At 74.7% G+C, this 21149-nt stretch carries 20 protein-coding genes; 5 read left to right on the top strand and 15 right to left on the bottom strand.

The window, feature by feature from the left end:
• Window positions 1–127 precede the first annotated feature (127 nt).
• Window positions 128–337 carry a Flp family type IVb pilin gene (locus ACI79V_RS19720; RefSeq protein ID WP_456891967.1) on the bottom strand — a complete coding sequence of 70 codons (210 nt, stop codon included), beginning with the start codon at window positions 335–337 and terminating at the stop codon, window positions 128–130.
• A 212-nt stretch (window positions 338–549) separates the two neighbouring features.
• Window positions 550–1233, bottom strand: a complete 684-nt coding sequence (locus tag ACI79V_RS19715) for a prepilin peptidase (protein ID WP_456891965.1) — start codon at window positions 1231–1233, stop codon at window positions 550–552.
• 341 nt (window positions 1234–1574) lie between these two features.
• On the opposite strand from ACI79V_RS19715, the gene ACI79V_RS19710 reads away from it, so the two are divergent.
• Entirely contained in the window at window positions 1575–1841 is a 267-nt protein-coding gene (locus ACI79V_RS19710; protein ID WP_456891963.1) for a DUF1905 domain-containing protein, read from the top strand.
• Window positions 1842–1965: 124 nt separating this feature from the next.
• Here ACI79V_RS19710 and ACI79V_RS19705 read toward each other — a convergent pair whose 3' ends face one another.
• The 3 genes from ACI79V_RS19705 to ACI79V_RS19695 all read right to left on the bottom strand — a co-directional run bounded on the left by ACI79V_RS19705 (window position 1966) and on the right by ACI79V_RS19695 (window position 3988).
• Window positions 1966–2703, bottom strand: a complete 738-nt coding sequence (locus ACI79V_RS19705; protein ID WP_456891961.1) for a hypothetical protein — start codon at window positions 2701–2703, stop codon at window positions 1966–1968.
• 155 nt (window positions 2704–2858) lie between these two features.
• Entirely contained in the window at window positions 2859–3500 is a 642-nt protein-coding gene (locus ACI79V_RS19700; RefSeq protein ID WP_456891959.1) for an SIMPL domain-containing protein, read from the bottom strand.
• Window positions 3497–3988, bottom strand: coding sequence for a hypothetical protein (locus ACI79V_RS19695; RefSeq protein WP_456891957.1), 492 nt, complete (start codon window positions 3986–3988; stop codon window positions 3497–3499). The genes ACI79V_RS19700 and ACI79V_RS19695 overlap by 4 nt, the downstream gene beginning before the upstream one ends.
• A gap of 178 nt (window positions 3989–4166) precedes the next feature.
• Here ACI79V_RS19695 and ACI79V_RS19690 point away from each other — a divergent pair, with 178 nt between their 5' ends.
• Together ACI79V_RS19690 and ACI79V_RS19685 are read left to right on the top strand one after the other, a co-directional pair.
• Window positions 4167–5120, top strand: coding sequence for an ABC transporter substrate-binding protein (locus ACI79V_RS19690; RefSeq protein ID WP_456891955.1), 954 nt, complete (start codon window positions 4167–4169; stop codon window positions 5118–5120).
• Window positions 5113–5553 carry a hypothetical protein gene (locus ACI79V_RS19685; RefSeq protein ID WP_456891953.1) on the top strand — a complete coding sequence of 147 codons (441 nt, stop codon included), beginning with the start codon at window positions 5113–5115 and terminating at the stop codon, window positions 5551–5553. The genes ACI79V_RS19690 and ACI79V_RS19685 overlap by 8 nt, the downstream gene beginning before the upstream one ends.
• Here ACI79V_RS19685 and ACI79V_RS19680 read toward each other — a convergent pair.
• Genes ACI79V_RS19680 through ACI79V_RS19670 form a run of 3 tightly spaced genes read right to left on the bottom strand, consistent with a single transcriptional unit; the run spans window position 5502 to window position 8273 of the window.
• Entirely contained in the window at window positions 5502–6959 is a 1458-nt protein-coding gene (locus ACI79V_RS19680) for a protein adenylyltransferase SelO (protein ID WP_456891951.1), read from the bottom strand. The genes ACI79V_RS19685 and ACI79V_RS19680 overlap by 52 nt on opposite strands.
• Before the next feature lie 35 nt (window positions 6960–6994).
• Window positions 6995–7378, bottom strand: coding sequence for a hypothetical protein (locus ACI79V_RS19675; RefSeq protein WP_456891950.1), 384 nt, complete (start codon window positions 7376–7378; stop codon window positions 6995–6997).
• 58 nt (window positions 7379–7436) lie between these two features.
• Window positions 7437–8273: an alpha/beta hydrolase gene (locus ACI79V_RS19670; protein WP_456891948.1), complete on the bottom strand. Its 837-nt coding sequence runs from the start codon at window positions 8271–8273 to the stop codon at window positions 7437–7439.
• Between the two features lie 187 nt (window positions 8274–8460).
• Between ACI79V_RS19670 and ACI79V_RS19665 the strand changes: the two genes are divergently transcribed.
• The gene (locus tag ACI79V_RS19665; RefSeq protein WP_456891946.1) at window positions 8461–9357 is read left to right on the top strand and encodes a helix-turn-helix transcriptional regulator; all 897 of its coding nucleotides are present in this window, start codon (window positions 8461–8463) and stop codon (window positions 9355–9357) included.
• 18 nt (window positions 9358–9375) lie between these two features.
• Here the strand turns inward: ACI79V_RS19665 and ACI79V_RS19660 are convergent, their stop codons facing one another.
• Window positions 9376–10776: a TonB-dependent receptor gene (locus ACI79V_RS19660; protein WP_456891945.1), complete on the bottom strand. Its 1401-nt coding sequence runs from the start codon at window positions 10774–10776 to the stop codon at window positions 9376–9378.
• Window positions 10777–10950: 174 nt separating this feature from the next.
• Between ACI79V_RS19660 and ACI79V_RS19655 the strand changes: the two genes are divergently transcribed.
• Window positions 10951–11091, top strand: a complete 141-nt coding sequence (locus ACI79V_RS19655) for a hypothetical protein (RefSeq protein ID WP_456891944.1) — start codon at window positions 10951–10953, stop codon at window positions 11089–11091.
• An 88-nt stretch (window positions 11092–11179) separates the two neighbouring features.
• Here ACI79V_RS19655 and ACI79V_RS19650 read toward each other — a convergent pair whose 3' ends face one another.
• The 6 genes from ACI79V_RS19650 to helR form a co-directional block, all read right to left on the bottom strand.
• Window positions 11180–11812: a hypothetical protein gene (locus tag ACI79V_RS19650; protein ID WP_456891942.1), complete on the bottom strand. Its 633-nt coding sequence runs from the start codon at window positions 11810–11812 to the stop codon at window positions 11180–11182.
• A 50-nt stretch (window positions 11813–11862) separates the two neighbouring features.
• Window positions 11863–12381 carry a nitroreductase family deazaflavin-dependent oxidoreductase gene (locus tag ACI79V_RS19645; protein ID WP_456891941.1) on the bottom strand — a complete coding sequence of 173 codons (519 nt, stop codon included), beginning with the start codon at window positions 12379–12381 and terminating at the stop codon, window positions 11863–11865.
• A gap of 79 nt (window positions 12382–12460) precedes the next feature.
• Window positions 12461–16228, bottom strand: a complete 3768-nt coding sequence (locus ACI79V_RS19640) for a CHAT domain-containing protein (RefSeq protein ID WP_456891939.1) — start codon at window positions 16226–16228, stop codon at window positions 12461–12463.
• A gap of 45 nt (window positions 16229–16273) precedes the next feature.
• Window positions 16274–17110, bottom strand: coding sequence for a hypothetical protein (locus ACI79V_RS19635; protein WP_456891937.1), 837 nt, complete (start codon window positions 17108–17110; stop codon window positions 16274–16276).
• Between the two features lie 153 nt (window positions 17111–17263).
• Window positions 17264–18724, bottom strand: coding sequence for a family 14 glycosylhydrolase (locus ACI79V_RS19630; RefSeq protein WP_456891935.1), 1461 nt, complete (start codon window positions 18722–18724; stop codon window positions 17264–17266).
• Window positions 18725–18746: 22 nt separating this feature from the next.
• A complete protein-coding gene (gene helR, locus ACI79V_RS19625; RefSeq protein WP_456891933.1) occupies window positions 18747–20975 on the bottom strand; it encodes an RNA polymerase recycling motor ATPase HelR in 2229 nt (742 codons plus the stop codon).
• Window positions 20976–21149 lie beyond the last annotated feature (174 nt).

The raw sequence follows: 21149 nt of genomic DNA, 5'->3' as shown, positions 1-21149 counted from the left end.
CGAAGGCGACGGCGAACCGTCCCCCCACCTCGTCGGGTGTTGTTGTTCGCGTTGGTGGTGGCCGTATTACGGCGCGGCGCAGTGGCCCCGGGGGGACGGGGCCACTGCGCCGTGGGTGGAGCCGGGATCACTCGCCGGCGTTCTCCAGCTCGCCGCCGATCTCGGTGAACAGCGCCGAGAGCTGGTCCTCGAGGAGCATGACGGCGGCGATGATGGCGATCGCGATCAGGCCGACCATCAGGCCGTACTCGACGGCGGTGGCGCCCTTCTCCTCGCGGCGGACGCGGTCCTGGGCGAAGGAGAGCAGGGTGGCGAGGGCGGCGAACGGGTTCTGCACGGGGACTCCCTGGAGGGACGGTGCCGTCCGGCCGGGGTCGGTCGACCCGGCGTCGCGGCGGACACCAGGGGTGTCGGTCCGCAGAAACGCCGGCTTGAGCACCTTCCACCGGATCGGGCGACGCCGGTCCTCCTGACGGGGCAGCCGGACGGGCCGGTGTCACGCGCCGTGACCGGTCGCGGCCCCTTCAGTGCAGCGGTGCGGGGGGGTGCTCAGGACAGCAGCGCTGGAGCCCCGGCCACGAGCGCGGCCCCGACGAGCAGGGCGGGGCCGAAGGGCAACTCGGCGCGCAGGCCGATGCGACGGGCCGCCAGCAGCCCGAGGGCCAGCACCGCCTGGATGAGGAACCCGGCGAAGAGGCCGACGACCACGTGCGGCCAACCCAGCCACCCGAGGTACAGCCCGAGGACGGCACCCAGCTTGACGTCCCCCATCCCCATGCCGGCCGGCGAGACGAGCGCCATCGCCAGCAGGACGCCGAACACCGCGGCGGAGGCCAGCAGCGCCCGCAGCAGCGCCGGCCACTCCCCCTCGAGCGCAGCGGCACCGGTGAGCAGGACCGCGCCGGTGACCAGCGTCGGCAGGACCACCCGGTTGGGCAGCAGCCGCTCGCGCAGGTCGATGACGCCGAGCAGAACCCCGGCGGCAGCCAGCCAGAGCCAGGCCGCCAGCTCCGCCGTCGGCCCGAAGCGCAGCGCGGCGAGCACGAACAGCGCCGCCGTCGCCACCTCCAGCAGGCCCCGGGGGGCCGCTCCCCCGCGCCCGCCGAGGACCGCGCCGACGGTCGCCGGCCGCGGCCACGGGAAGCGGGCGGCCGCACGGTCGACCAGGTGACCGGTCGCCGCGCCGGCGAGGCCCGCGACGGCCAGCGCGGCGACCTCCACGGGGGCGGTCACCGGGCGGTCCGACGGCGGGGAGCGGGCACGGCCAGCACGGTGACACAGCCGCGCCGGCGGCCCGCCCCTCCCCGCCGCGGAGGCACCCCCACGGGGGAAGTCCACCGTGCGGCTTCCCTTAAGGCCGGGCAGGATCGACCGATCCCCTCCCCGCGACCAGATACGTGGCGCGCCGCGTGCCGGGGACCTCCCGCTGGCCTCTCGCCGTGGCCGCCGGCGCGCTCGCGGTGTCCGCGACGGGCGTCGGCTCGCCGTCGGCCGCGCGAGGCGACGGTGTGGCGGGCGATCACGGCGTCACTGCTGTGCACCGCCGTGTCGTCCCCCTGCGGCAGGCTGCGCCCGTGCCCTTCGACGCGACGCTTGTGCGCTGGCCCGGTGCGGCCGGCTGGGTCTTCGCCCCAGTGCCGCCCGAGCACGCCCCCGACCACGCCGGCGCGTTCGGCCGGGTCCCGGTGACCGCCACGGTCGACGGGCGGACCTGGTCGACCAGCGTGTGGCGCGGCCGGGAGGCCGGCTGGCTGCTGCCCGTCCCGGCGCGCGTGCGCCGCGGCAAGGACGACGGCGACCTCGTCACTGTCGCCGTCGAGGTGGACCCCACCCGCCTGTGACAGCGCTGTGCCGGCTCATTCCGCACTCTGCCGGCTCGATCGCGACCGCAGATTGCGGAAGGAGCCGGCAGAGGGACCGCCGGCCGACGCGAGAACCGCCTGCGAGTCCGCGCCGCGGGCCGGCTCAGCGGCCGTACCGGACGACGAGCAGACCGTCGTCGCACTCGGTCAACCGCCCACCGGCGGCGGCCATGGCCTCGGCGACCCGGGCCAGCCGCTCGTAGGCCGCGGCGGCGTCGGCCAGCGTGGCCGCCCGGTCGGCCGCGTGCCGGAAGGTCAGCGCCTCGACCGTGCGGACCAGTGCGCCGTCGACCACCGCGTGCACCCGCAGGGCGCCACACTCGGCCACGAGGTCGAGCCCGGGGCCGACCCGGGCGGGCACCAGGGCCCATCGCCGCAGTCCGGCCTGGTCCGCGGACACCTGGTGTCCCAGCTCCGCGAGCACCTCCGCCCCGACGGCGGGACCGGCGAGCTGGTGCGGTCCCCCACCGGTCCAGGACAGCACCGGCGTGCGCGGGACCGCCGCGAGGTCGAGCACCTCGTCCCCGGGCACCGGCGGCTCGTCGACGAGACGGACCCGCCGGCCCGTCAGCGGCGGGGCCTCCCCGGTCCCGGGTGGGACGGCAGCGGCGCCCCGGGCCCGTTCGCGGCGGGACGGCCGGGTGGCGAGCAGGTGGCCGTCGCGCAGCGGCTGCGCCAGGGTCCAGCCGGCGGCGTGGGCGGCCCGCAGCTCGGCGGCCAGCGCGGCCAGCCGCGGAGCCACGTCGGCCAGCGAGGCGACGTCGTCGAGCTGCCAGCGGTGCACGGTCTCGTGCCGGGAGCCCGGCCAGGGCGAGGGCGGGCGGGTGGTGGGAGCGGTCATGGCGTCCTCGCGCGAGCGCCTCGCGGGCCCCGCGGGGTGCCGGCAGTGGGCTGCCGGGCCGGCGTGGGGTCCCGCGGCGCGCGTCGCGGGTCGGGGCCGGCGGGTGTCCCCGGACGGGGGCCGGCGCCGACCGCACCGATCATGGCACGCCCGGCTCAGTCGTCCAGCGCGTAGGTGGCCTCGACGACGGCCGACACCGTCACGTCCCGCGGGTCGAGCTGCAGGCCCGGCCCGGCCTCCGCGGAGCCCCGCGCCATGACGGCCATCGCCTCGGGGACCGCGGCCGACGACAGCCCGGCGTCGGCCAGCTCGAGCAGCGGGCCGAGTCCCCGGCCGACGGCGTCGGCGAGGTCGGTGGCGGCCTCCCGGGCGGCGTCGACGGCGGCGCGGCGGACCGCCCGGCGGGCCACGGCCGGGTCGTCGAGCTCCCACCCGACGCCGCCGATGCCGGCACCGGCGGCCGCGACGACCTCGGCCAGCGCCTCCGCGGCGGCGGCGTCGGCGTGCACCGAGCCGGCCACGGTCGCCTCCCACCCGGCCGGCTGGTGCCGACCGGCGCCGGGGTCCCAGGCGAACCGCTCGTGCACCGCCACCCGGGACAGCACCACCCGGCGCACCCCGTCGGCGGCCGCGAGCGCCTCGCGCAGCCGCGCGGCCACCCGCGACGCCTCGTCGAGCGCCGTCTGGCGGCTGTCCGGGGACACCGCGCTCGCCGACACCGCGAGGACCGCGACCTCGGGCGGGTGGTCGGCGGTGGCCTCACCGCGCACGCGGACGACGGCGCGCGGCGCGCTCACCCGCGGGGTCCGGCCCCCACCGGAGCCGCCAGCGCCGCCTCGTAGCAGCCGTGCAGCAGGTCGAGCCGCTCCAGCAACCGGGTGACCCACGCCGCCGACGTGCTCACCGGCGCCGGCTCGTGCATGAGCGACCAGAACAGCCGGTCCACGGCCCCGGCGTCCGCCCACCGCCGCTCCTCGGGCGACAGCGGGGCGCCGACGTCGGCCACGACCCGCCGGGCGACGTCGCGCCGCAGCCGCCCGGCGTCGGCGGAGACGAGGCCGATGGCGCGGCCCAGCAGGGGCAGCAGGCGCGGCCGGTCGGCGGCGGAGAGCACGTCGTTGGCGTGGCGCAGGACCGCGGCCAGCTCGCCGTCGACGCACCGCGGCGCGTCGCTGAACGGCTCGCCGGCCAGCAGCGAGGTGTACTCGAGGAAGCAGGCGCCGCGCTCGGGGCTGCGGTGCCTGCCCCGGCTGAGCACCGGCAGCGAGTCCGGGATCCGATGCATGGTCAGCGCCCCTTCCGCCGGTGTCCGGCCGCCCGAGCGTAGGTCCCGGAGGACGCCGCGAACAGCCGCCGTGGACCCGCCGGTGGCCGGAGGACGGCCGGGTAGCGGATCGAGAACGTCCCCGGCCGACCGGCGACGGCACTTGTGAGGCAAGCCTTCCCTCACCTATGACTAGCCGGTGCCCCTCCGTACCCGCACCGCCGGCTGCGCCGCCGGCCTCCTGGTCCTCGCCGCGTGCAGCTCCGAGCCCGACGCCTCCGCCTCCTCCGGAGCCGCGAGCGGATCGGCGACCGACGACCAGGTCGTGCTCGCCCTCGACGACTTCGCCGCGATGCACGCACTCACCCTCGGCGTGGAACCCGACCTCGTGCTGGAGGTCTTCGAGTACGAGTCGACGTCGGCGGTGTTCGACGACGTCGGCCTCGACACCCGGCCCTACGGGTCCGAGCTCGACCTCGAGGCGGTGGCCGCCGCCTCCCCGGACGTGGTCATCGGCGTCTCCATCCCGACGACGGCCTCGGTCGAGTCGCAGCTCGACGCCATCGCCCCCACCACGGTGGTCGACTACACCGCCGGCTGGGACGAGCAGCTGTCCACCGTCGCCGAGGCGCTGGGCCGCGAGGACGAGGCCGCGCAGATCCGGGAGGGACTGCAGGAGGCCACGGCCGACCTCGCCGCCGACCTCGACGCGGCCGGGCTGGCGGGCTCGGTGACCTCCGTCGTCGGCGACAACGGCGGCTTCTTCTCCCCGCCCGCCGCCACCGCCGTCGGCTCGGTGCTGACCGGGGTGGGCCTGGCCCGCCCGCCCGCGCAGGAGCAGCCGGGCGACCCGGCCAGCCCGTTCGTCACCTTCACCGCCGAGACCCTGCCCGACCACGACGGCGACGCGCTCTTCCTCCTCTCCGGCGGCCCGTACCTCACCGACGGCCTCACCGGGTCGCCGCTGTGGCCGGGGCTGCGGGCGGTGCAGGCCGGCGCGGTGCACGAGGTCAGCGGCGAGACGTGGCTGTCGGCGTCGGCCTTCTCCGTGGGCTGGGTGCTCGACGACCTGCGCGCCGCGCTGCTCGGCGAGGGCGAGCCGGCCACGACCGACCAGGCGCCGGCCCGCTTCGCGGAGTTCACCGGTGCCTGAGCCGGACACCTCGTCGGCCACCTGGGACGGCGCGGTGCTGCACCTGGCCCTCGTCGGGCGGCTGACGGCGGCCGACGTCGACCTGGTCGCGGGCGCGCTGCGCTCCGCCGGCGGACGCGTCGGCGTGGTGCTCGACCGGCGGCGGCTCGGCGCCCCCACCGCGGAGGGCCGCGCGGCGCTGGAGCGCTGGGCCGCGGAGGAGCTGCCCGCGCACGTCCCGGCGATCGCCGCGTGGGCCGACGTGTTCAACGAGCGCCGCTACCGCTCGCTCACCCGCGACGGGCAGGACGAGGGCCACGGGCCGGGGTACCCCCAGCGGACCTTCGCCGACCACGACGCCGCGCTCGCCTGGGTGCGCGCCGCCCTCGACGCCGCGAGCGGTCAGGTGCCGCAGAAGGTGACGTACGGGCCGCCGGGGCCGGGCTCGGCGTAGCGCTCCAGACCGGGGCGCTCCTCGAACGGACGGCCGACCACCTCGACCAGCCGCTCGACCGGGCCGATGTCACCGGCGGTCGCGGCGTCCAGCGCCTCCTCGACGAGGTGGTTGCGCGGGACGTAGACGGGGTTGACCCGGTCCATCGCGTCGGCGTCGGGCCCCACCGCCCGCCACCGCTCGAGCCACGCGTCGACCGCGGCGAGGTCGAGCACCAGGCCGCGCGCCGGCTCGGCGTCGCCGCGGGCGGCCGCGGACAGCCGCCGCGCGAAGCCGGTCAGGTCGACGCGGTGCGTCTGCAGCAGGTCGAGCAGGTCGTCGACCAGCGCGGTGGCGACGGCGTCGTCGAGCCCCTCGGGCAGGCCGAGCTTGGCCCGCCAGCCGGCCGCGAGGGCGGCGTCGTAGGCGGGGCGGAACCGGTGCAGCGCCTCGACGGCGAGCGCGACGGCCTGCTCCTGGTCGTCGGCGAACAGCGGCAGCATCGCCTCGGCCAGCCGGGCGAGGTCCCACTCGGCCGCGAGCGGCTGGTTGCCGAAGCGGTAGCGCCCGCCCTGGTCGACGGAGCTGTACCAGGCGTTCGGGTCGTAGCCCTCCATGAACGCGCACGGCCCGAAGTCGATCGTCTCGCCGGAGATCGTCATGTTGTCGGTGTTCATGACGCCGTGCACGAACCCCACGAGCATCCACCGCGCCACCAGGGAGGCCTGCGCCGCGACGACGGCCTCGAACAGCGCGAGGTACCGGTTGCCGGCGTCGGCGCAGGCGGGGTGGTGCCGGCTGATCGCCACGTCGGCCAGGCGGCGGAGCAGGCCGTCGTCGCCGGTGGCCCGGGCGTACTGGAAGCTGCCCACCCGCAGGTGGCTGGCGGCCACCCGGGCCAGGACGGCGCCGGGCAGCAGCGTCTCCCGGCGGACGGGCCGTCCGGTCGCGACGACGGCGAGCGAGCGGGTGGTCGGGATGCCGAGAGCGTGCATCGCCCGGCTGACGACGTACTCGCGCAGCATCGGCCCGACGGCGGCCAGCCCGTCGCCGCCGCGGGAGAACGGCGTGCGCCCCGAGCCCTTGAGGTGCAGGTCGTGCAGCCGGCCCGCGGTGTCGACGAGCTCGCCGAGGAGCAGCGCCCGCCCGTCCCCCAGGCGCGGGTTGTAGTAGCCGAACTGGTGGCCGGCGTAGGCCTGCGCCACCGGGTGCGCACCCTCGGGGACGGCGGTGCCGGTGAGCAGGCCGATCCCCTCGGGACCGCGCAGCGCGGCGGGGTCGAGACCGAGCTCGGCGGCGAGGTCCTCGTCGAGCACCAGCAGCCGCGGATCGGGCACCTCCGCCGCCTGCCAGGCGACCGCCATCTCCGGCAGCTCGCGGGCGAACCGGTCGTGCAGGGTGACGGTCAGGGCGGGGGCGACGCTCATCCTCGCCAATGTACGAGCGTCCGTGGGCGGCCGCGTCAGCCGCGGAGCAGACCCGAGAGGCGGTCCTGGGCATGGCCGACCAGGGAGCGCACGAGCCGCGTGGCGCGCGGGCGGGCGGGCAGCCGCGACTCGACGGCGGCCAGCCGGGTCTCGAGGGCGACGACGTCGGCGACGACGTCGCCCTCCCGCGGGGGCTCCGCCGGCCGGGCCGCCAGCCGGGCCAGCCCGTCCGACAGCGCGGCCACCAGGCCGGAGACCTCCTCCGGCCGCAGCTTGACGGTGCCGACGCAGAGGTCGTCGCGCCAGACGCTCAGGTTGAGCAGGCCCTGCTCCGGGTGGGTGGAGACGCGCAGGGCGCGGCTGCGGTCCCGCGCGTCCCAGACCCACCGACCCGGCTTCGGCAGTGCGATCACCGTCATCCCGCCATGATCGACGGGATCGGCCCGCGCGGCCAGCAGGACCACCGCGCCGGTCCCGTCACTGGGCGCCGGCCACCTCCGGCCGCGGACCCGTGGCGTGCGCCAGCGCCCAGTCGAGGACCTCGTCGGCGATCCGCTCCCACCCCTCCTGGGCCGGCAGCAGGTGGGCGTAGCCCGGGTAGTCGCGCACCTCGGTCACCGTGTCACCGCGGTAGTGCCGGGCGTTCGAGCGCTGGATGGCCGGCGGCATGATGTGGTCCTCCCCGCCGGAGCCGAACAGCAGCGGCGGCCGGGCCGGGTTGGCGTAGTCGACGTGCGCGTCCTGCGGGCCGGGCATGAGGTTGGCGAGCACGGAGTTCCACAGGATCCGGCCGGACGCCGGGACGTGGTAGCGCCGGTAGAGCGCCCGCGACTCCTCCTCGGAGAAGGTGTTCGTGAACGCGTAGTGCCACTGCTCCTCGGTGAGCCCGACGGCGCGGTGCCGGTTGGCCGGGTTCTTGAACACCGTCCAGGTGGAGCGCAGCTGCGACAGCGGCAGCAGCTTCACCCCCTCGGTCGGCGCCGAGTTCAGCGCCACCCCCACGGCACCCAGACCGCGGTCGAGCAGCAGCTGGGTGAGCGTGCCGCCGGCGGAGTGGCCGATCAGGACCGGCGGCCGCTCCACCCCGCGGACGACGGCGGCCAGGTGCTCGACGATCGCCGGCAGGGTGAGCTCGGCGATCGGCGTCGGGTCGGCGTTGAGCGCCTCCACCTCGACCTCGAAGCCGGGGTAGCCGGGGGTGAGGACGCGGAACCCGCGCTGCTCGTAGTGGGTCTTCCAGTTCTCCCAGCTGCGCGGGGTCACCCAGAAGCCGTGGATCAGGACGATGGTGTCCGGTGCGGTCGGCGTGGTCACGGTCGCTCCCTCGGGATGGTGGCCGGTCAGCGGGGAGCCTGGCAGCGGGCCCGGCCGGTGACGGGTCCCTGCGTGCACGACTCCGGTCCCTGCCCGCATCCCCGGGCGGGTTCCGATCACCGCGGGCCTCTGCCAGGCTCGGCGGCGTCCACGGGGGACGTCAGCTGCGCGACGCCCAGGGACGGCGATGCTGCTCTCCGAGACCATCCCGCTGCCCCGCGCCGGGCACCGCGGGGAGCCCGCGGCGGTGCCGGGGAGGCTGCAGGCGTTCCCCTTCGGGACGACGGTGCTGCTGACCACCGGCGCGACCCGCCCGGGCCCGGTCCGCGGCCGGCCGCACGAGGCGCGAGACGGCACCTCCCTGGTCGCCCTGGTCTTCCCGCACCGCGCCCCGGACGGGTCCGGCCGGCCCGGGCACGGGACGCCGGTCGAGGGCGGTGACCTGGAGCTGGTCGACCCGGCCACGCCCGCCGGGTCCGCCCGGGTCACCGGCGGGCGGTCCGGCGCGCTGCTGGTCCCCCTCGACCGGCTCGGCCTGCCCGTCGACGTCGTCCGCCGCGCGGCCCCCCGGCTGCGCACCAGCGCACTGCACGGGCTGGTGCGCGCGCACCTGCAGTGGCTCGCCGACGACGCGGCCGGGCTGTCGGCCGACCCCGGCGCGGCGGCCCTCGGCGGCGCGACCGTCGAGCTGGTGCGCGCGCTCGTCCTGTCCGCCGCCGGCGACGACCGGCCCGACCCCCCGGCGCCGGAGGACCCCCTGGTGACCCGGGTCCGGGCGCACGTCGCCCGCTACTCGACCGACCCCGACCTCACGCCGGACGCCGTCGCCCGCGCGCACGGGGTCTCGGTCCGCCACCTGTACAAGGCCCTCGCCGCGGCCGGAGTCAGCCTCGAGCAGGAGGTGATCGCCCAGCGGCTGGAGGCCGCGCGGACCCGGCTGGCCTCGCCCGCCGGGCGGCAGCGGTCGATCGCCGCCACCGCACGGTCCTGCGGCTTCGCCGACCCCAGCCACTTCGCCCGGCGGTTCCGCCGCGCCTACGGCACCAGCCCGCGGGAGTGGCAGCGGACCGCCGTTGCCCGCTGACCGGTCCCCGCCGCGTGGTCAGCGGTCGCGCCGGTAGCCGAAGAAGCCGCGCTGCTTGATGACCTCGCAGACCTCCGGCGGGACCATCGACTCCCAGCCCTCGTCGTCGGTGGGGATCCGCTTGAGCACGTCCCGGCTGAGGATCGGCAGGTACTCGGGCTTGTACCGGTCCAGGTGCACGAAGCTGCCCCGCTGCGCCAGGTAGTCGTAGAGCGGCTGCAGCTGCCCGCCGATCGAGACGGTCTCGACCGTGGTGACCTCGCCGTCGCGGAGCATCGGGTAGACGAACAGCCGGAGCTCGTTCTTGAACAGGCGGCCGAAGCTCTCCAGGATGCCGCCCGGCAGGTCGGCGTGGCTGGCCTCGTCGAAGAGGTCCAGCAGGCTCGGCAGGCCCATGACCATGCCGATCCGGCCGTCGGTGCGCCAGGCGAGGTAGGCGGCGAGCCGGTGGTAGGCCACGTAGTCGGAGATGAGCACCGTCATCCCGCAGGCGGCCAGCAGGTCGGCGCGGGCGAGGAAGTCACGGCGGTCGACGACATCACCGCCGGCGCGCAGGTTGGCCATCGTCAGCTCGGTGAGCAGCAGGACGTCGCGTCCGGCGACCGCGGGGTCGGCCTCGAACTCGGCCCGGGCCGCCTCCAGCATGTCGATGTTGACCACCGTGGGCGGGCGGAAGCTGCCCCGCTCGACCAGGATCGCCTTCTTGCGCAGCACCTCGCTGGGCTGCAGCACCCGCCGGTCGGGGCCGAACATCGCCGCCCCGCTGAGCCCGACCTGCACGAGCTTGAGCGCCATGACCCGGTTGTCGACCGTCCGGAACTCGATCCCGGACAGCTCGATCATGTCGATCTCGATCCGGCCGGTGGTGAGCTGGTCGAGGAGGCTCTCGACCAGGCGCTCGGGCTCGTGGTGGTGGAAGAACGCCGCGTGCAGCAGGTTCACGCCCACCACGCCCAGCGCCTCCTGCTGCTGGGGCGCCTCGTCGTCGAGCATCCGCACGTGGACGACGACCTGGCTGGGCTCGTCGCGGGGGTGGGACTGGAACTTCACGCCCATCCAGCCGTGGCACTCGTTCCCGCCCCGGTAGCTGCGCGCCACGACCGTGTCGGCGAAGGCGAAGAAGGCGGTGTCGTCGCCGCGCTGGTCCCCCAGGCGGTCGAGGTTGAGCTGGAACTCGTGGTCCAGCATCGCCTGCAGGCGTCCCTTGGAGACGTAGCGCTCGCTCTTGCCGTAGACGGCGTCACTGACCGCCATGTCGTACGCCGACATCGTCTTGGCCACGGTGCCGGCCGCGCCGCCGGCCCGGAAGAACCACCGGGCGACCTCCTGGCCGGCACCGATCTCCGCGATCGTGCCGTACCAGCGGGGGTCGAGGTTGATCTGCAGTGCCTTCTGCAGGGTGTCGACGCCGGCGTCCATCGCGGGCTCCCGTCCTCACCAGGGTGGCGGCGAGCGTAGTCCCCGGCGCACCGCCGGGCACCCGGACCGGACGGCGGACGCGAGGCCCTCGCCCTGCGGGAGCGCCGACGGGCGAGGAGTCCCGTCGGGAACCCGCACCGTGCCCCGCCGGGGCCCCGGGAGACGAGGAAACCCATGAGCACTCCGACCAGGAACTCGGTCTGGCGGCGGATGCCGATCGACCAGATGGAGGGGATCGAGGAGGAGACCGGCGGCGTCCTCCACCCGGAGGGCGGCTGGGCGCTCCGCCGAACGGACCCTCGTCCTCCGCGGTGAGTCGAGCAGCATCGTCGGGACGCCGTCGGCCAGGTCACCGAGCGCGGCACGCTCGGCTGAGCCTCGGGCCGGCCTTCGCGCGGCGATCTCAGGGGCGCAGCGCCTGGCTCTCCCGGTAGGACCGGTCGCGCACGGAGCGGAAGAGCGCGACCGGCTGCAGGTCGTCGGCGCCCAGGGTCGGCGCGAAGCGCAGGTGCTCGGCCCGGTCGCCGGACACCGCCGGTCCCGGGGTGAGGTGCCCCCACCGTGCCCAGCCGCCGGTGAGCGTCGCGGCGAGGAGCTCCCACCCGGTGCCGGTCCCGTCGTCGCGCGCCCCGAGCAGGACCAGCCGGCCGCTGCCGGTGCGGTAGGGCAGCACGGAGGAGAACGTCCGGCCCAGCGGCGCGGGCAGGAACAGGTGGCGCAGTCCGGGCGGGCCGCCGGCGGTGTTGACCAGCACGTCGAGCGGGCCGCCGGCCCGGCCCAGCCCGTCGAAGCGGACGGCGAGGCCGACGACGTCGGGCAGCGGCTCGGGCAGCCCGGCCCCGCGCGAGCGGCGGACGACGACGTCGTGGCGGCCCGCCTCGTCGAGGAGCCGGGCGCCCCAGGCACCGCCGCCCTCGGTCTCGACGGTCGCCATGAACGCCTCCCCGCGGGGGTGGAAGACCCGGGCGCCGCGCAGCGCTGTCCCCAGGGCGAGCGCGGACGCGGTGGCGGCACGGGGCAGGGAGAGCAGGTCCATGCCGCCCGGCTACCCGGCCGGGCGCGCGGTGACCCACCCCGCCGCGGGGCTCAGGCGGGCGCGAGGACGAAGACCCGCAGTCGCCGGCGGTCGCCGATGCGCCGGCGGTAGGCGGCGTAACCGCGGTAGAGCGGTGCCGCGTTGGCCATGACCTGCTCGACCTCGTCGTCGCCGGCCGGACGCGCGACGACCTCCACGGAGCGGTGGCGGTAGGTCACGGTGGCCCGCGGGTCGGCCTCCAGGTTGAGGACCCAGTCGGGCGTGGCCGGCTGGCCGAAGTTCGTCCCGACCAGCGCCAGGGTGTCGCGGTGCGGGACGGCGATGAGATGGGTGGTGCGCCGCCGTCCGGAGCGGCGGCCGGTGGTGGTGACGTCGACGACGGGCAGGCCGGCCAGGAGCTCGGGCGCGCTCGTGCGTCCCCGGCTGATCCGCCCGATCCAGTCGTCGACGGTGGGGAGCACCCGGGCGAAGACCCACGCACCCGGCCGTGACGCGACGACGGCCTGCGTCGCCCGCTGGACGGGGTTGGCGGGGTGGAACCCGTAGCCGAGGTCCCTCGCCAAACCCATGCCCTCAGCACAGCGCACCGGCGGCTCGCGCGGTGGTATGCCGGGTGCGGGAACCCGTCGTCCAGCCAGCCAGGACACCTCAGTGCACCTCCACTCCGACAGCGCGTGTGCCGGCCTGCCGTGTGGCCGACAGTTCGTCCTCCGCCATCCAGCGCAACAACTCATCCGGCTCGCGTTCCCGGAGGGGAGCGAATCCCTCGTTCAGGTAGGGAGCGAAGCGGGCATCGTTGGCGTGGCTCAGCCGCCAGAGGGCCGCGGTCATGTGCTCCTCCATCGCGTCCTGTCCCTCCAGCGACGTGTAGGTGTTCCTCGTGGCGAGGACCCCGGTCACGAAGGCGGCCGCAGCGGGCAGTTCCTCGGGCGGGATGGTGTCCAACAGTGCCTCGGCACGATCGGCCAGGTCGGCCATCTGTGTCGGCACCTCGATGTGCACCCGCTCCCACGGGACGGCGTCGAGAACCGCCAGCACGCGGTCCACCTCGGCGGGGAACTCCAGCACGTCGTCGACCGGATGTCCGGCAGCGATGTCACGGACCAGAGCGTCGACCGCTCCGGCTTGGCCCTCGACGACGTCACGGTCGAGGAAGCTGGTCTTCTGGGTGGACCACAGGTGCCACAGCAGGCCACAGACCATGGGGAGCGTCCGCTCCTCGCTGGTCGCCGGCACGTGGCCACCCGCGATCAGCTTCCGCGTCAGGAGTCGGCAGTACGCAGTGGCGGAGATCGTGTCCTCGAAGCGGTTGGGGTGCCCGAGGACCACGGCGTTGTAGCTGATGTCGTGCAGTCCGGTCTCCACGACACGGGGGGTGACGCGACCGCGCTGTTCCTCCGCCCGCTGCTCGGACACGAGGACGGCGTCGACCACGGCGTCCATGGCCGGGTCGGGCTCGGTGCCGTCCGGCAGGCGCTGCGTGATGGTCAGTCCCCGAGCCGCCATCTCGGCCCGACGGAGGCGCGCTCGGATGCCGAAGGCCATGCGACCCCACGCAGGCTGCTCCGGCCCGAACGTCTCCAGGTGCGTGACGGCGTCACGCAACAGCTGTTCCTCGGTCCAACGAGCGGGTTCCGGCAGCCCGACCTGCGCACGCAGGAGGCGGAGGACGGCCTGCGCCTCGGGGGCGCCGAGCTCGTCGGCCAGGGCGAGCGCGATGTCGACGTCGGCGCGCGTCTGCTGGTCGGAAGACCCCGGTGCGATCCCGGCCGCCGCTGAGACGAGCGCACGAGCAGCAAGGAGCCGGTGGTGGGAGGAAGGCCCTGCGAGGGCCTCGGCGAGCCGCTGCTCCGCGGCGGCGTCGGTGGCGCCGGGCTCGATGTCGAAGTAGGTGCGGATGAGCTCACCGGCGGCATCGACGGTCTCGTCCTGGCGCTGACGAGGATCGAGGACGTGCCAAGGGTCTCCGATCAGGACGACTCGCGCCAGCACCGCGGGATCGACACCATCGGCAAGGAGCCGCCGACGGGCTGCCAGGAGAGCTTGACCGGCAGGCGCGTCCTGGCTCTCCTCGTAGAACCGCACGGCGATCGACGTCGAGGCGGTGTCGAGGACGTCGGTCGTGTTCGCCACCACGGCCGGGGCACCCATCTCGGCGAGCGTGAACGCCAAGCCGCGCGCCTGTCCCCCGCCCAGGTAACGCGTCCGTCCCAGCTCGCAGGTGTTGAGGTAGACGAACGGCGGCCGGGGCGCGGGCCGCCGGAGGAGGTCGTCGACCGAGAGCCGCTCACCATTGGGCAGCACCAGGTACTCGGTGCCGGCCTCGGAGGTTCCGTGCGCAGCGACGTGCAGCACGTCGACCCGGCCGAGGCGCTCGGTGAGGTAGTCCGCGGAGAGCCTCCCGGGGGAGATCTGCGGCGCGTCGAAGCCGCGGCCGGCCAGGACGTCTCGGACGGTCGAGACCTCGGGGTCGGCGGTCGGCAGCGGACGTTCGGGCAGACCCTCCGCGGCTGCGACCGCGAGGGCACGCGGAGGCCGCTGCGGCGGCAGGACGGGGGTGTCGAGCGTCCGCGCCAGGTGACGGAGCGAGGTGAACCTCGCGACCACACGGGAACCCATCAGGTGGGCCGTGCCATCGTGGAGGAGCTCCCAGGGGACGTCGGACAGCACATGACGGTGATCGGGCGCCACCAGCACGGTGTTCGCGGCATGCAACGTCTCCTGGACGGCTCCGGGGAGCGCGTCGAACGCCGCCCGTGCCGGTCGTGTCAAGGCATCCGCGGTCCCGCCGAGGAGTCCTGCGCTGCTCTTGAACAGGGCCAACTCCGCCGCGCGGTCGAGTTGCTCGACCGCGCCGGCGAAGGTGCGGTCGACGCGGTGGACGGAGACGGTGGCCGAGTCGACCAGGACGATGTCCTGCTCGCCGGAATCGTGCTCGTGCGGGATGACGGCAACCACCCCGTCGGCGCCCGCGAGAGCAGCCGCGACACGGCCGAGGGTGTCCTGGACGACGCGCAGACCGGCGGCCAGCGCGCTGGCTCCGTCACCCAAGACGTCCTTGCCGCCCAGCATCGTCCTCGGCGGGATCCGCGGTACCCGCAGGAGGTCCAGCAGGCCGGCGATCCGGTATCGGGTGGGCTCGTCCTCCATGTCCGGAGCACGCCCGAGCAGCCAGCTCGCCGTCTCCGCCACGAAGGGGTCGAAGAGAGCCCGGAGACGAAGATCTTCGAACGCGTCCGGATCGGATCTGCGGGCCGCGTCGAAAACCGTGAGGAACATGTCGATCATGGCCGAGACGCGCTGCTCGTCACTCGACCTCCGGGCGAGCAGACCCGCATAGCTCCCGAAGAGGAAGGCCAGAGGGACGGCAGGGCTGCCGGGCCGGCTCATCTGGGACGTCACGGCTTCGTGGAAGGCACCGTTCGCGAGCTCGTGGTCGCCGGTACGTTCCATCGCGGACGCCATCGCGGCAGCCATGGCGATCTCGAGAGCCCGTGCCTCCCCGTGGTCCGTCGGGACCGCGGAGTACCTCTCGATCAGCTCGGGCGGGAGGTCACCGGCCTCTCTCAGCAGAGCGGCCGGATCGGCTGACGATGCCCTGAGCAGAGCGTCTGCGAAGGCGCGCGCATCGCCCGGAGCGAGCCTGGACACGGGATCGACGAGCAAGAGTGGGTGGACGGCCTTGGCGAGGCGGCGATCGGCGATCGCCGCACGGATCGCCTCGGTGAGCTCAGCCAGGCCCGCAGCGTCGCCGTCGATGGTCCGGAACGCACCCAGGAGCGCGTCCACGTGCCACTGCCCGAGTTGCACCTCGGTGGCGTGCCGGAGGCCCTCACGCTGCTGCTGCGAGACGTCGCCGACGCCGTACATCTCGGGCAGCCACAGCTCCAGGAGGCGGTCGCGGTGCGTCTCCGCCGTCAGCGACCCCAACCAACGGCGCGCCTCGGCGAAGGCCGTGCGTGCTTCGGTCCTCTCAAGGCCGAGCTCCTGCAGTTCCGCTCGCACCAGCGCGCTGTGACCCAGGGCAGCCGACGCGATGACGTCGTCGGGATCGCGGCCGGCCAGCCGCGCGTCGGCGCTGCGGAGTGTGGACAGTCCGTCGAGCCGCGCACCATCGCGCTGCTGCGAGGCCGCCAGGTGCGTCAGCAGGAGCGCGGCCGGGCCTGGATGGCGACCGCTGGATTCGGTCATGAGGTCGGCGTCCAAGCCCGCCCTGACCGCCCCGGCGACCAGGTCGGTCCGGTGCGAGGACCACATCCCGGCGACGAACTGCCAGGCGAACAGCCGGGCGTCCGTGCCGTATTCCGGCTCGCGCACCACCAGGTTCTGCAAGGCGTCGCACGCCCGCTCCGCTGCGCCGGCGTCGCGACCACCAGAGCGCACGTAGCTGCTCATCGCCTCGACGTACTGGGACACCCAGACCTGACCGGCCCGGGTCGTGGGTGGCGTCCGCATGTCCGGCTACTCCGAGGCGATGACGAACAGCAACGGCACCACGGGCTCCTCACCCGCGCGGGCACACAACGCGTAGTCATGTCGACCCGGTAGCTCGAAGTCGGCTCTGAAGCCCTCGGACCGTTGGCATGTCGCGCCGAGCTCGAGAGTCGAGGGCAGGCCCGGGACGCCGAGCTTCACCTTGATGGACCAGCTGCGCATGGTCGTCGATGACCAGGACAGGCTCGTCGCGGTTGCCCGATCTGCCCGGCGCTCGATCTGGGGGACGGTGTAGCCGGCGGCGCGTATCTCCGCGACGCTCAGCGTCGCGCCGTTCAGGGGACGGAACTCTCCCACCAGGTCGCGCACGCGGAACTGGGGCGTCTCTTCCCGTTCGTCCACGTCCACGCGCAGGAGTTCCTCACCCGTCAGGTCGTTGACGTACGGGATGACGGTGAGGTGGATCAGCGTCTCGTAGAGCACTCCCTGCCCGTCAGCGGGCAGGACCACGTCGCGGGCGAGCTCTTGACGGCTGAAACCCCCGAAGCCCATCGCGGGCACGATCGAGATCTCCGCGCGGTGCTCTCGCTGGCCCACGACCTCGTAGGTGAGTTCGGCCGTGCTGCCGGGCGCGGCCCACAGCTCCGCGAGAGGGACCCAGGCGGGTGCACGTTCGCAGAGGGGGACCCCGCGACGGAACCCGCGTAGCCAGTCCCACATCTGTTGTGCGACCGCCCCGACCTTGCCACGGACCGCCGGGACTGCGTAGTCACGGTCGGCGACGTCCTCTGGCGACTCGGCACCGGCCTCCATCAGCTCGAGAAGTCCTGGCACGTAGTTCCAGCTCACCGTGGGTGCTGTCATCAGACCTCTCCTCGCAGACGATGGGGCCAGCCTGCGGTGAGGGCGTCACCGGTGCGTCACCGGTGAAGAGTGCGACCCCCGTCCGGGAGTCAGGTGCCGCCCACGGGAGGGTGTCCGGGACACCCGCCCGTGGGCGGTGGTGACGCCGGGCGGTCAGCGGTTGGGGCTGTACTTCTGGATGAACTGCGCGTAGCGCGTCTCGCCGACGCCCTCGGCCACGTCGTTCATCCGCAGCACGGTCAGGCCGAGGTACCCCCACCCGTCGAAGGCCTCGTTGATGTTGTCCCAGCCGCCGTCCCAGGTGACCCCGCCGGAGAGCGCGTTCTCGCCCTTGAGCTCGACGCCCGCGCGGAACCCGTAGTCGCCGATCCACTGCACGAGGGTCTGGGCCAGCGAGTACTGCGGCGCGTAGTTCTGGTCGTCCATCTCCAGCGCGGTGAAGTGCATGACCACCTCACGCGGGCCGCCGTCGAACCGGTTGGCGAGCTCGACGATCCGCGCGTAGCCGTGCCCGGTCGCCCACGAGTTCTCGTCGACACTGGTCTGGATCAGACCGGTGGTCACCTCGGTCGCCCGCGGGTGCACCGGGTGGGTCATCTGCCAGTGGATGCCCGGGACCTTGTAGCCGATGTCGGCCTCGGGGAACTCGTTGCCCAGCGTGCGGATGACCGTGGTCAGCACCCGCTCGCCGTGGTCGACGAGCGAGCCGTTGTACCAGTCGACGAAGTCACGGCCGTACTGCGTGTCCATGTACGCGCGGCTGGTGAAGAAGGCCTCGGCGTCGGCCGGCGGGGCGATCTCGTCCGCCGACCGCAGGGTGGTCCCCCAGGCACGGTTGACCGCCCGCAGCGAGCCGTACTGCTGGACCATCGACTTCTGGAAGTCGCGGACGGCCAGCGGGGAGTACGACTGCAGCGCGCCCCGGGTCGGGTAGTCGGTGCCCGTGTCGTGCTGGTTGTAGGAGGGGTACCGCAGCTCGCCGGACGGGCCGAGCGAGACGTTGATCTCCACCACCTCGTCGGCGTAGAGGTCGCCGTAGCGCTGCTCGAACGCCCGGGTGAAGTCCCGGTACTCGTTCATCACGATCTGGTCGGCCCAGCCCTGCACGGTCTCGCGGCTGTAGTTGCCCTGCTCGCTCTTGTGCTGCAGACCGTTCGGGCCGAGCTTGATCCCCCGGAAGCTGCGTCCCTCGTACTTCGGCCACAGCCACGCGGGCAGCAGGCTGGTGTAGTCGTCGCCGACGTTCCCGCCGCACTGGTGGAAGGACAGGATCGGCGCGAGGTCGAGACCCTTCGAGGTGATCACCTCGAAGATCCGGTCGTAGTAGGCCCAGTCGAACTGGTTGTCGGCGACACCCTCGACGTCACCCCACCAGACGTCGACGCTCACGGCGTCCACGCCGTAGGCGGCGACGGTCTCCAGGTCGGCCTCGAAGTCCGCCCACTCCTCCGCGGACTCCACCTTCAGCGGTGCCATGACGTTGGCGGTGAACTCGGGGTTGTCCTTGGCGACCGGCCCGGGGGGCACCGGGCCGTCGGCGGGCGCGGCCTGGGCGGTACCGGCGCCGGCGAGGAACAGGCTCAGGGCGGCGATCGCGACTGTGGTCCGTCTCACGGCGCTGCATGCTGCCAGTCGGTCACGGTTCGGTCACAGGGGGGTTTCCGGCCGAAGTCGTCCGCCCAGCGTGTCCGGCCGGACGCGCCCGGCGGCCTGTTCCGGAACTCGTGAGGACGACGAGCTGCCGGGTCGCCCGGGTCATCGCGACGTAGCGGTCGACCGCACCCTCGATCCCTGTCCCGAACGCCGCCGGGTCGACGAGGACGACCAGATCGAACTCCAGTCCCTTCGCCAGCTCCGGGGTCAGCGAGCGGACCCGGGAGGTGGCCCGGAAGGAGGGGTCGCCGATGACGCAGGCGGTGCCCTCGGCGTTCCCGGCGAGCCAGGCCTCGAGCACCCGGTGCAGGTCCGCGACCGGTCCGGTGAGGACGGGGACGCCGCTGCTGCGGACGGACGTCGGCACGTTGGCGTCCGGGAGCACGGCGCGGATGACCGGCTCGGCCTGCGCCATCACCTCCGCCGGCGTCCGGTAGTTGATGTCCAGCGAGGCGATCCGCACGGAGGCGAGCCCGACCCGCGCGAGCCGTTCCTCCCACGACTCCGGGAAGCCGTGCCGGGCCTGCGCGCGGTCGCCGACGACGGTCAGGCTGCGGGAGGGGCAGCGGCGCAGCAGCACCTGCCACTCGGCGTCGGTGAGCTCCTGCGCCTCGTCGACGACGACGTGCGCGAACGGGCCGGCGAGCAGGTCCGGGTCGGCGGTGGGCAGCGCGGCGTCGTCGACCAGGGCGTCGCGGAGGTCCTGGTGGCGCAGGCTCGTCATCAGCAGCAGCTCGGAGTCGTCGGCCGCGATCAGCTCGTCGATGACGCCGGCCATCCGCTCGTGCTCGGCGGCGACGACGGCGTCGTGCCGCCGCCGGCGCCGGGCCGCCTGGGCGTCACCGAGTCGCTGGCGGGCGGCGTCGAGGAGCGGCAGGTCGGGCAGCGTCCAGGCCCGCGCGTCGGCGCGCTGCAGCGCCCGGACGTCGTCGCGGCCGAGCCAGGGGGCGCACCGCCGCAGGTAGGCGGGCACCGACCACAGGTCCCCGACGACGTCGGCCGCCTCGAGCAGCGGCCACGCGCGGTCGAGGGCCGCCCGCAGGTCGCCGTCGCGCTGCAGCGTCCGGCGGAGCAGGTCGACCGGGACGTCGTCGTCCTCGTGCGCGTCCACCAGGATCGCGAGCAGCGCCTCCCAGACCTGCTCGCGCGCCTCGTTGTGCGGCGTGCCGGGCTCGGCCGCGTCGAACGCCTCGGCCCAGTCGTCGGGGTCCAGCCAGACCTCGGCCCACGGGGTCGAGACCGTCGTCCCGGTGGTGGGCGGCTCCTCGTGGAACCGGACGGCGGCCTCGATCACCTCGGCCATCCGGGCGGACGACTTCAGGGCCGCCACGTGCGGGTCGGTCTCGACGACGGCGTCGGCGCCCTCGGGCACGAGGTCGCGCAGGGTGGCGGTCTGCACGCCCTCCTCGCCGAGGCTGGGCAGGACGTCGGCGACGTAGGCCAGGTAGGGCTGGTGCGGACCGACGAACAGCACCCGGCCCCGGCCGGGACCGAGCCGGGGGTCGGAGTAGAGGAGGTAGGCGGTGCGGTGCAGGGCGACGACGGTCTTGCCCGTCCCCGGGCCGCCGTCGACGACCAGGGCCCCGTGGGACCCGGCGCGGATGATCGCGTCCTGGTCGGCCTGGATGGTGCCGAGCACGTCGCGCATCCGGTCCGACCGGCTGCCGCCGAGGCTGGCGAGGAAGGCGGACTGGTCGTCGAGCGCGGCGTGGCCGACGAGCCCGTCGGGGCTGAACACCTCGTCCCAGTAGTCGGTGACCCGGCCGCGGGTCCAGCGGTAGCGGCGGCGGCTGGCCAGGCCCATCGGGTCGGCGTGGGTGGCCCCGAAGAACGGCTCGGCCGCGGGCGACCGCCAGTCGACCAGCAGCCGTCGGCCGGCGCGGTCGGTGAGGCCGAGCCGGCCCACGTAGACGGGCTCGGGGTCGTCGGACCGGACCATGCGGCCCAGGCACAGGTCGAGGCCGAAACGGCGCAGCGTCCGCAGCCGGGCGGTGAGCCGGTGGACCTCCAGGTCGCGGTCGAGCGCCGCCTGGCCCTCCCGGTCGGGGGCCCGGCGCTCGGCGTCGAGGCGGGCGGACAGGTCGGCGACGGTCTGCCCGAGGCTGTCGGCGATGGCCGCGAAGTGCTGCTCGTCGGCCGCGACCAGCGCCGGGTCGGCCTTGGCGGCGAGGTGGTCGGGGAGGTCGAAGGCACTGGTGGTCAGGGAGGGCACGTCGGCTCCGATCCGTGGTGCGGGACGCCGGTGCCGGCACGGCCGCGCGCGGGGCACGCGGCGCTGCGGATGGGGTCGCTCGTCCCGTTTCCGCAGGTCCGGGCGTCGGCCGGGCGAGTGTGGGGCATCCCCCGGCCCTTGCCGCAAGCCCCCTGCTGCGCTATACGTTGGAAG

It is taken from the genome of Geodermatophilus sp. SYSU D00700 (genome assembly GCF_054050255.1).
The sequence above is the reverse complement of the archived record's forward strand: the minus strand, read 5'-3'. Positions and strand labels throughout refer to the sequence as shown.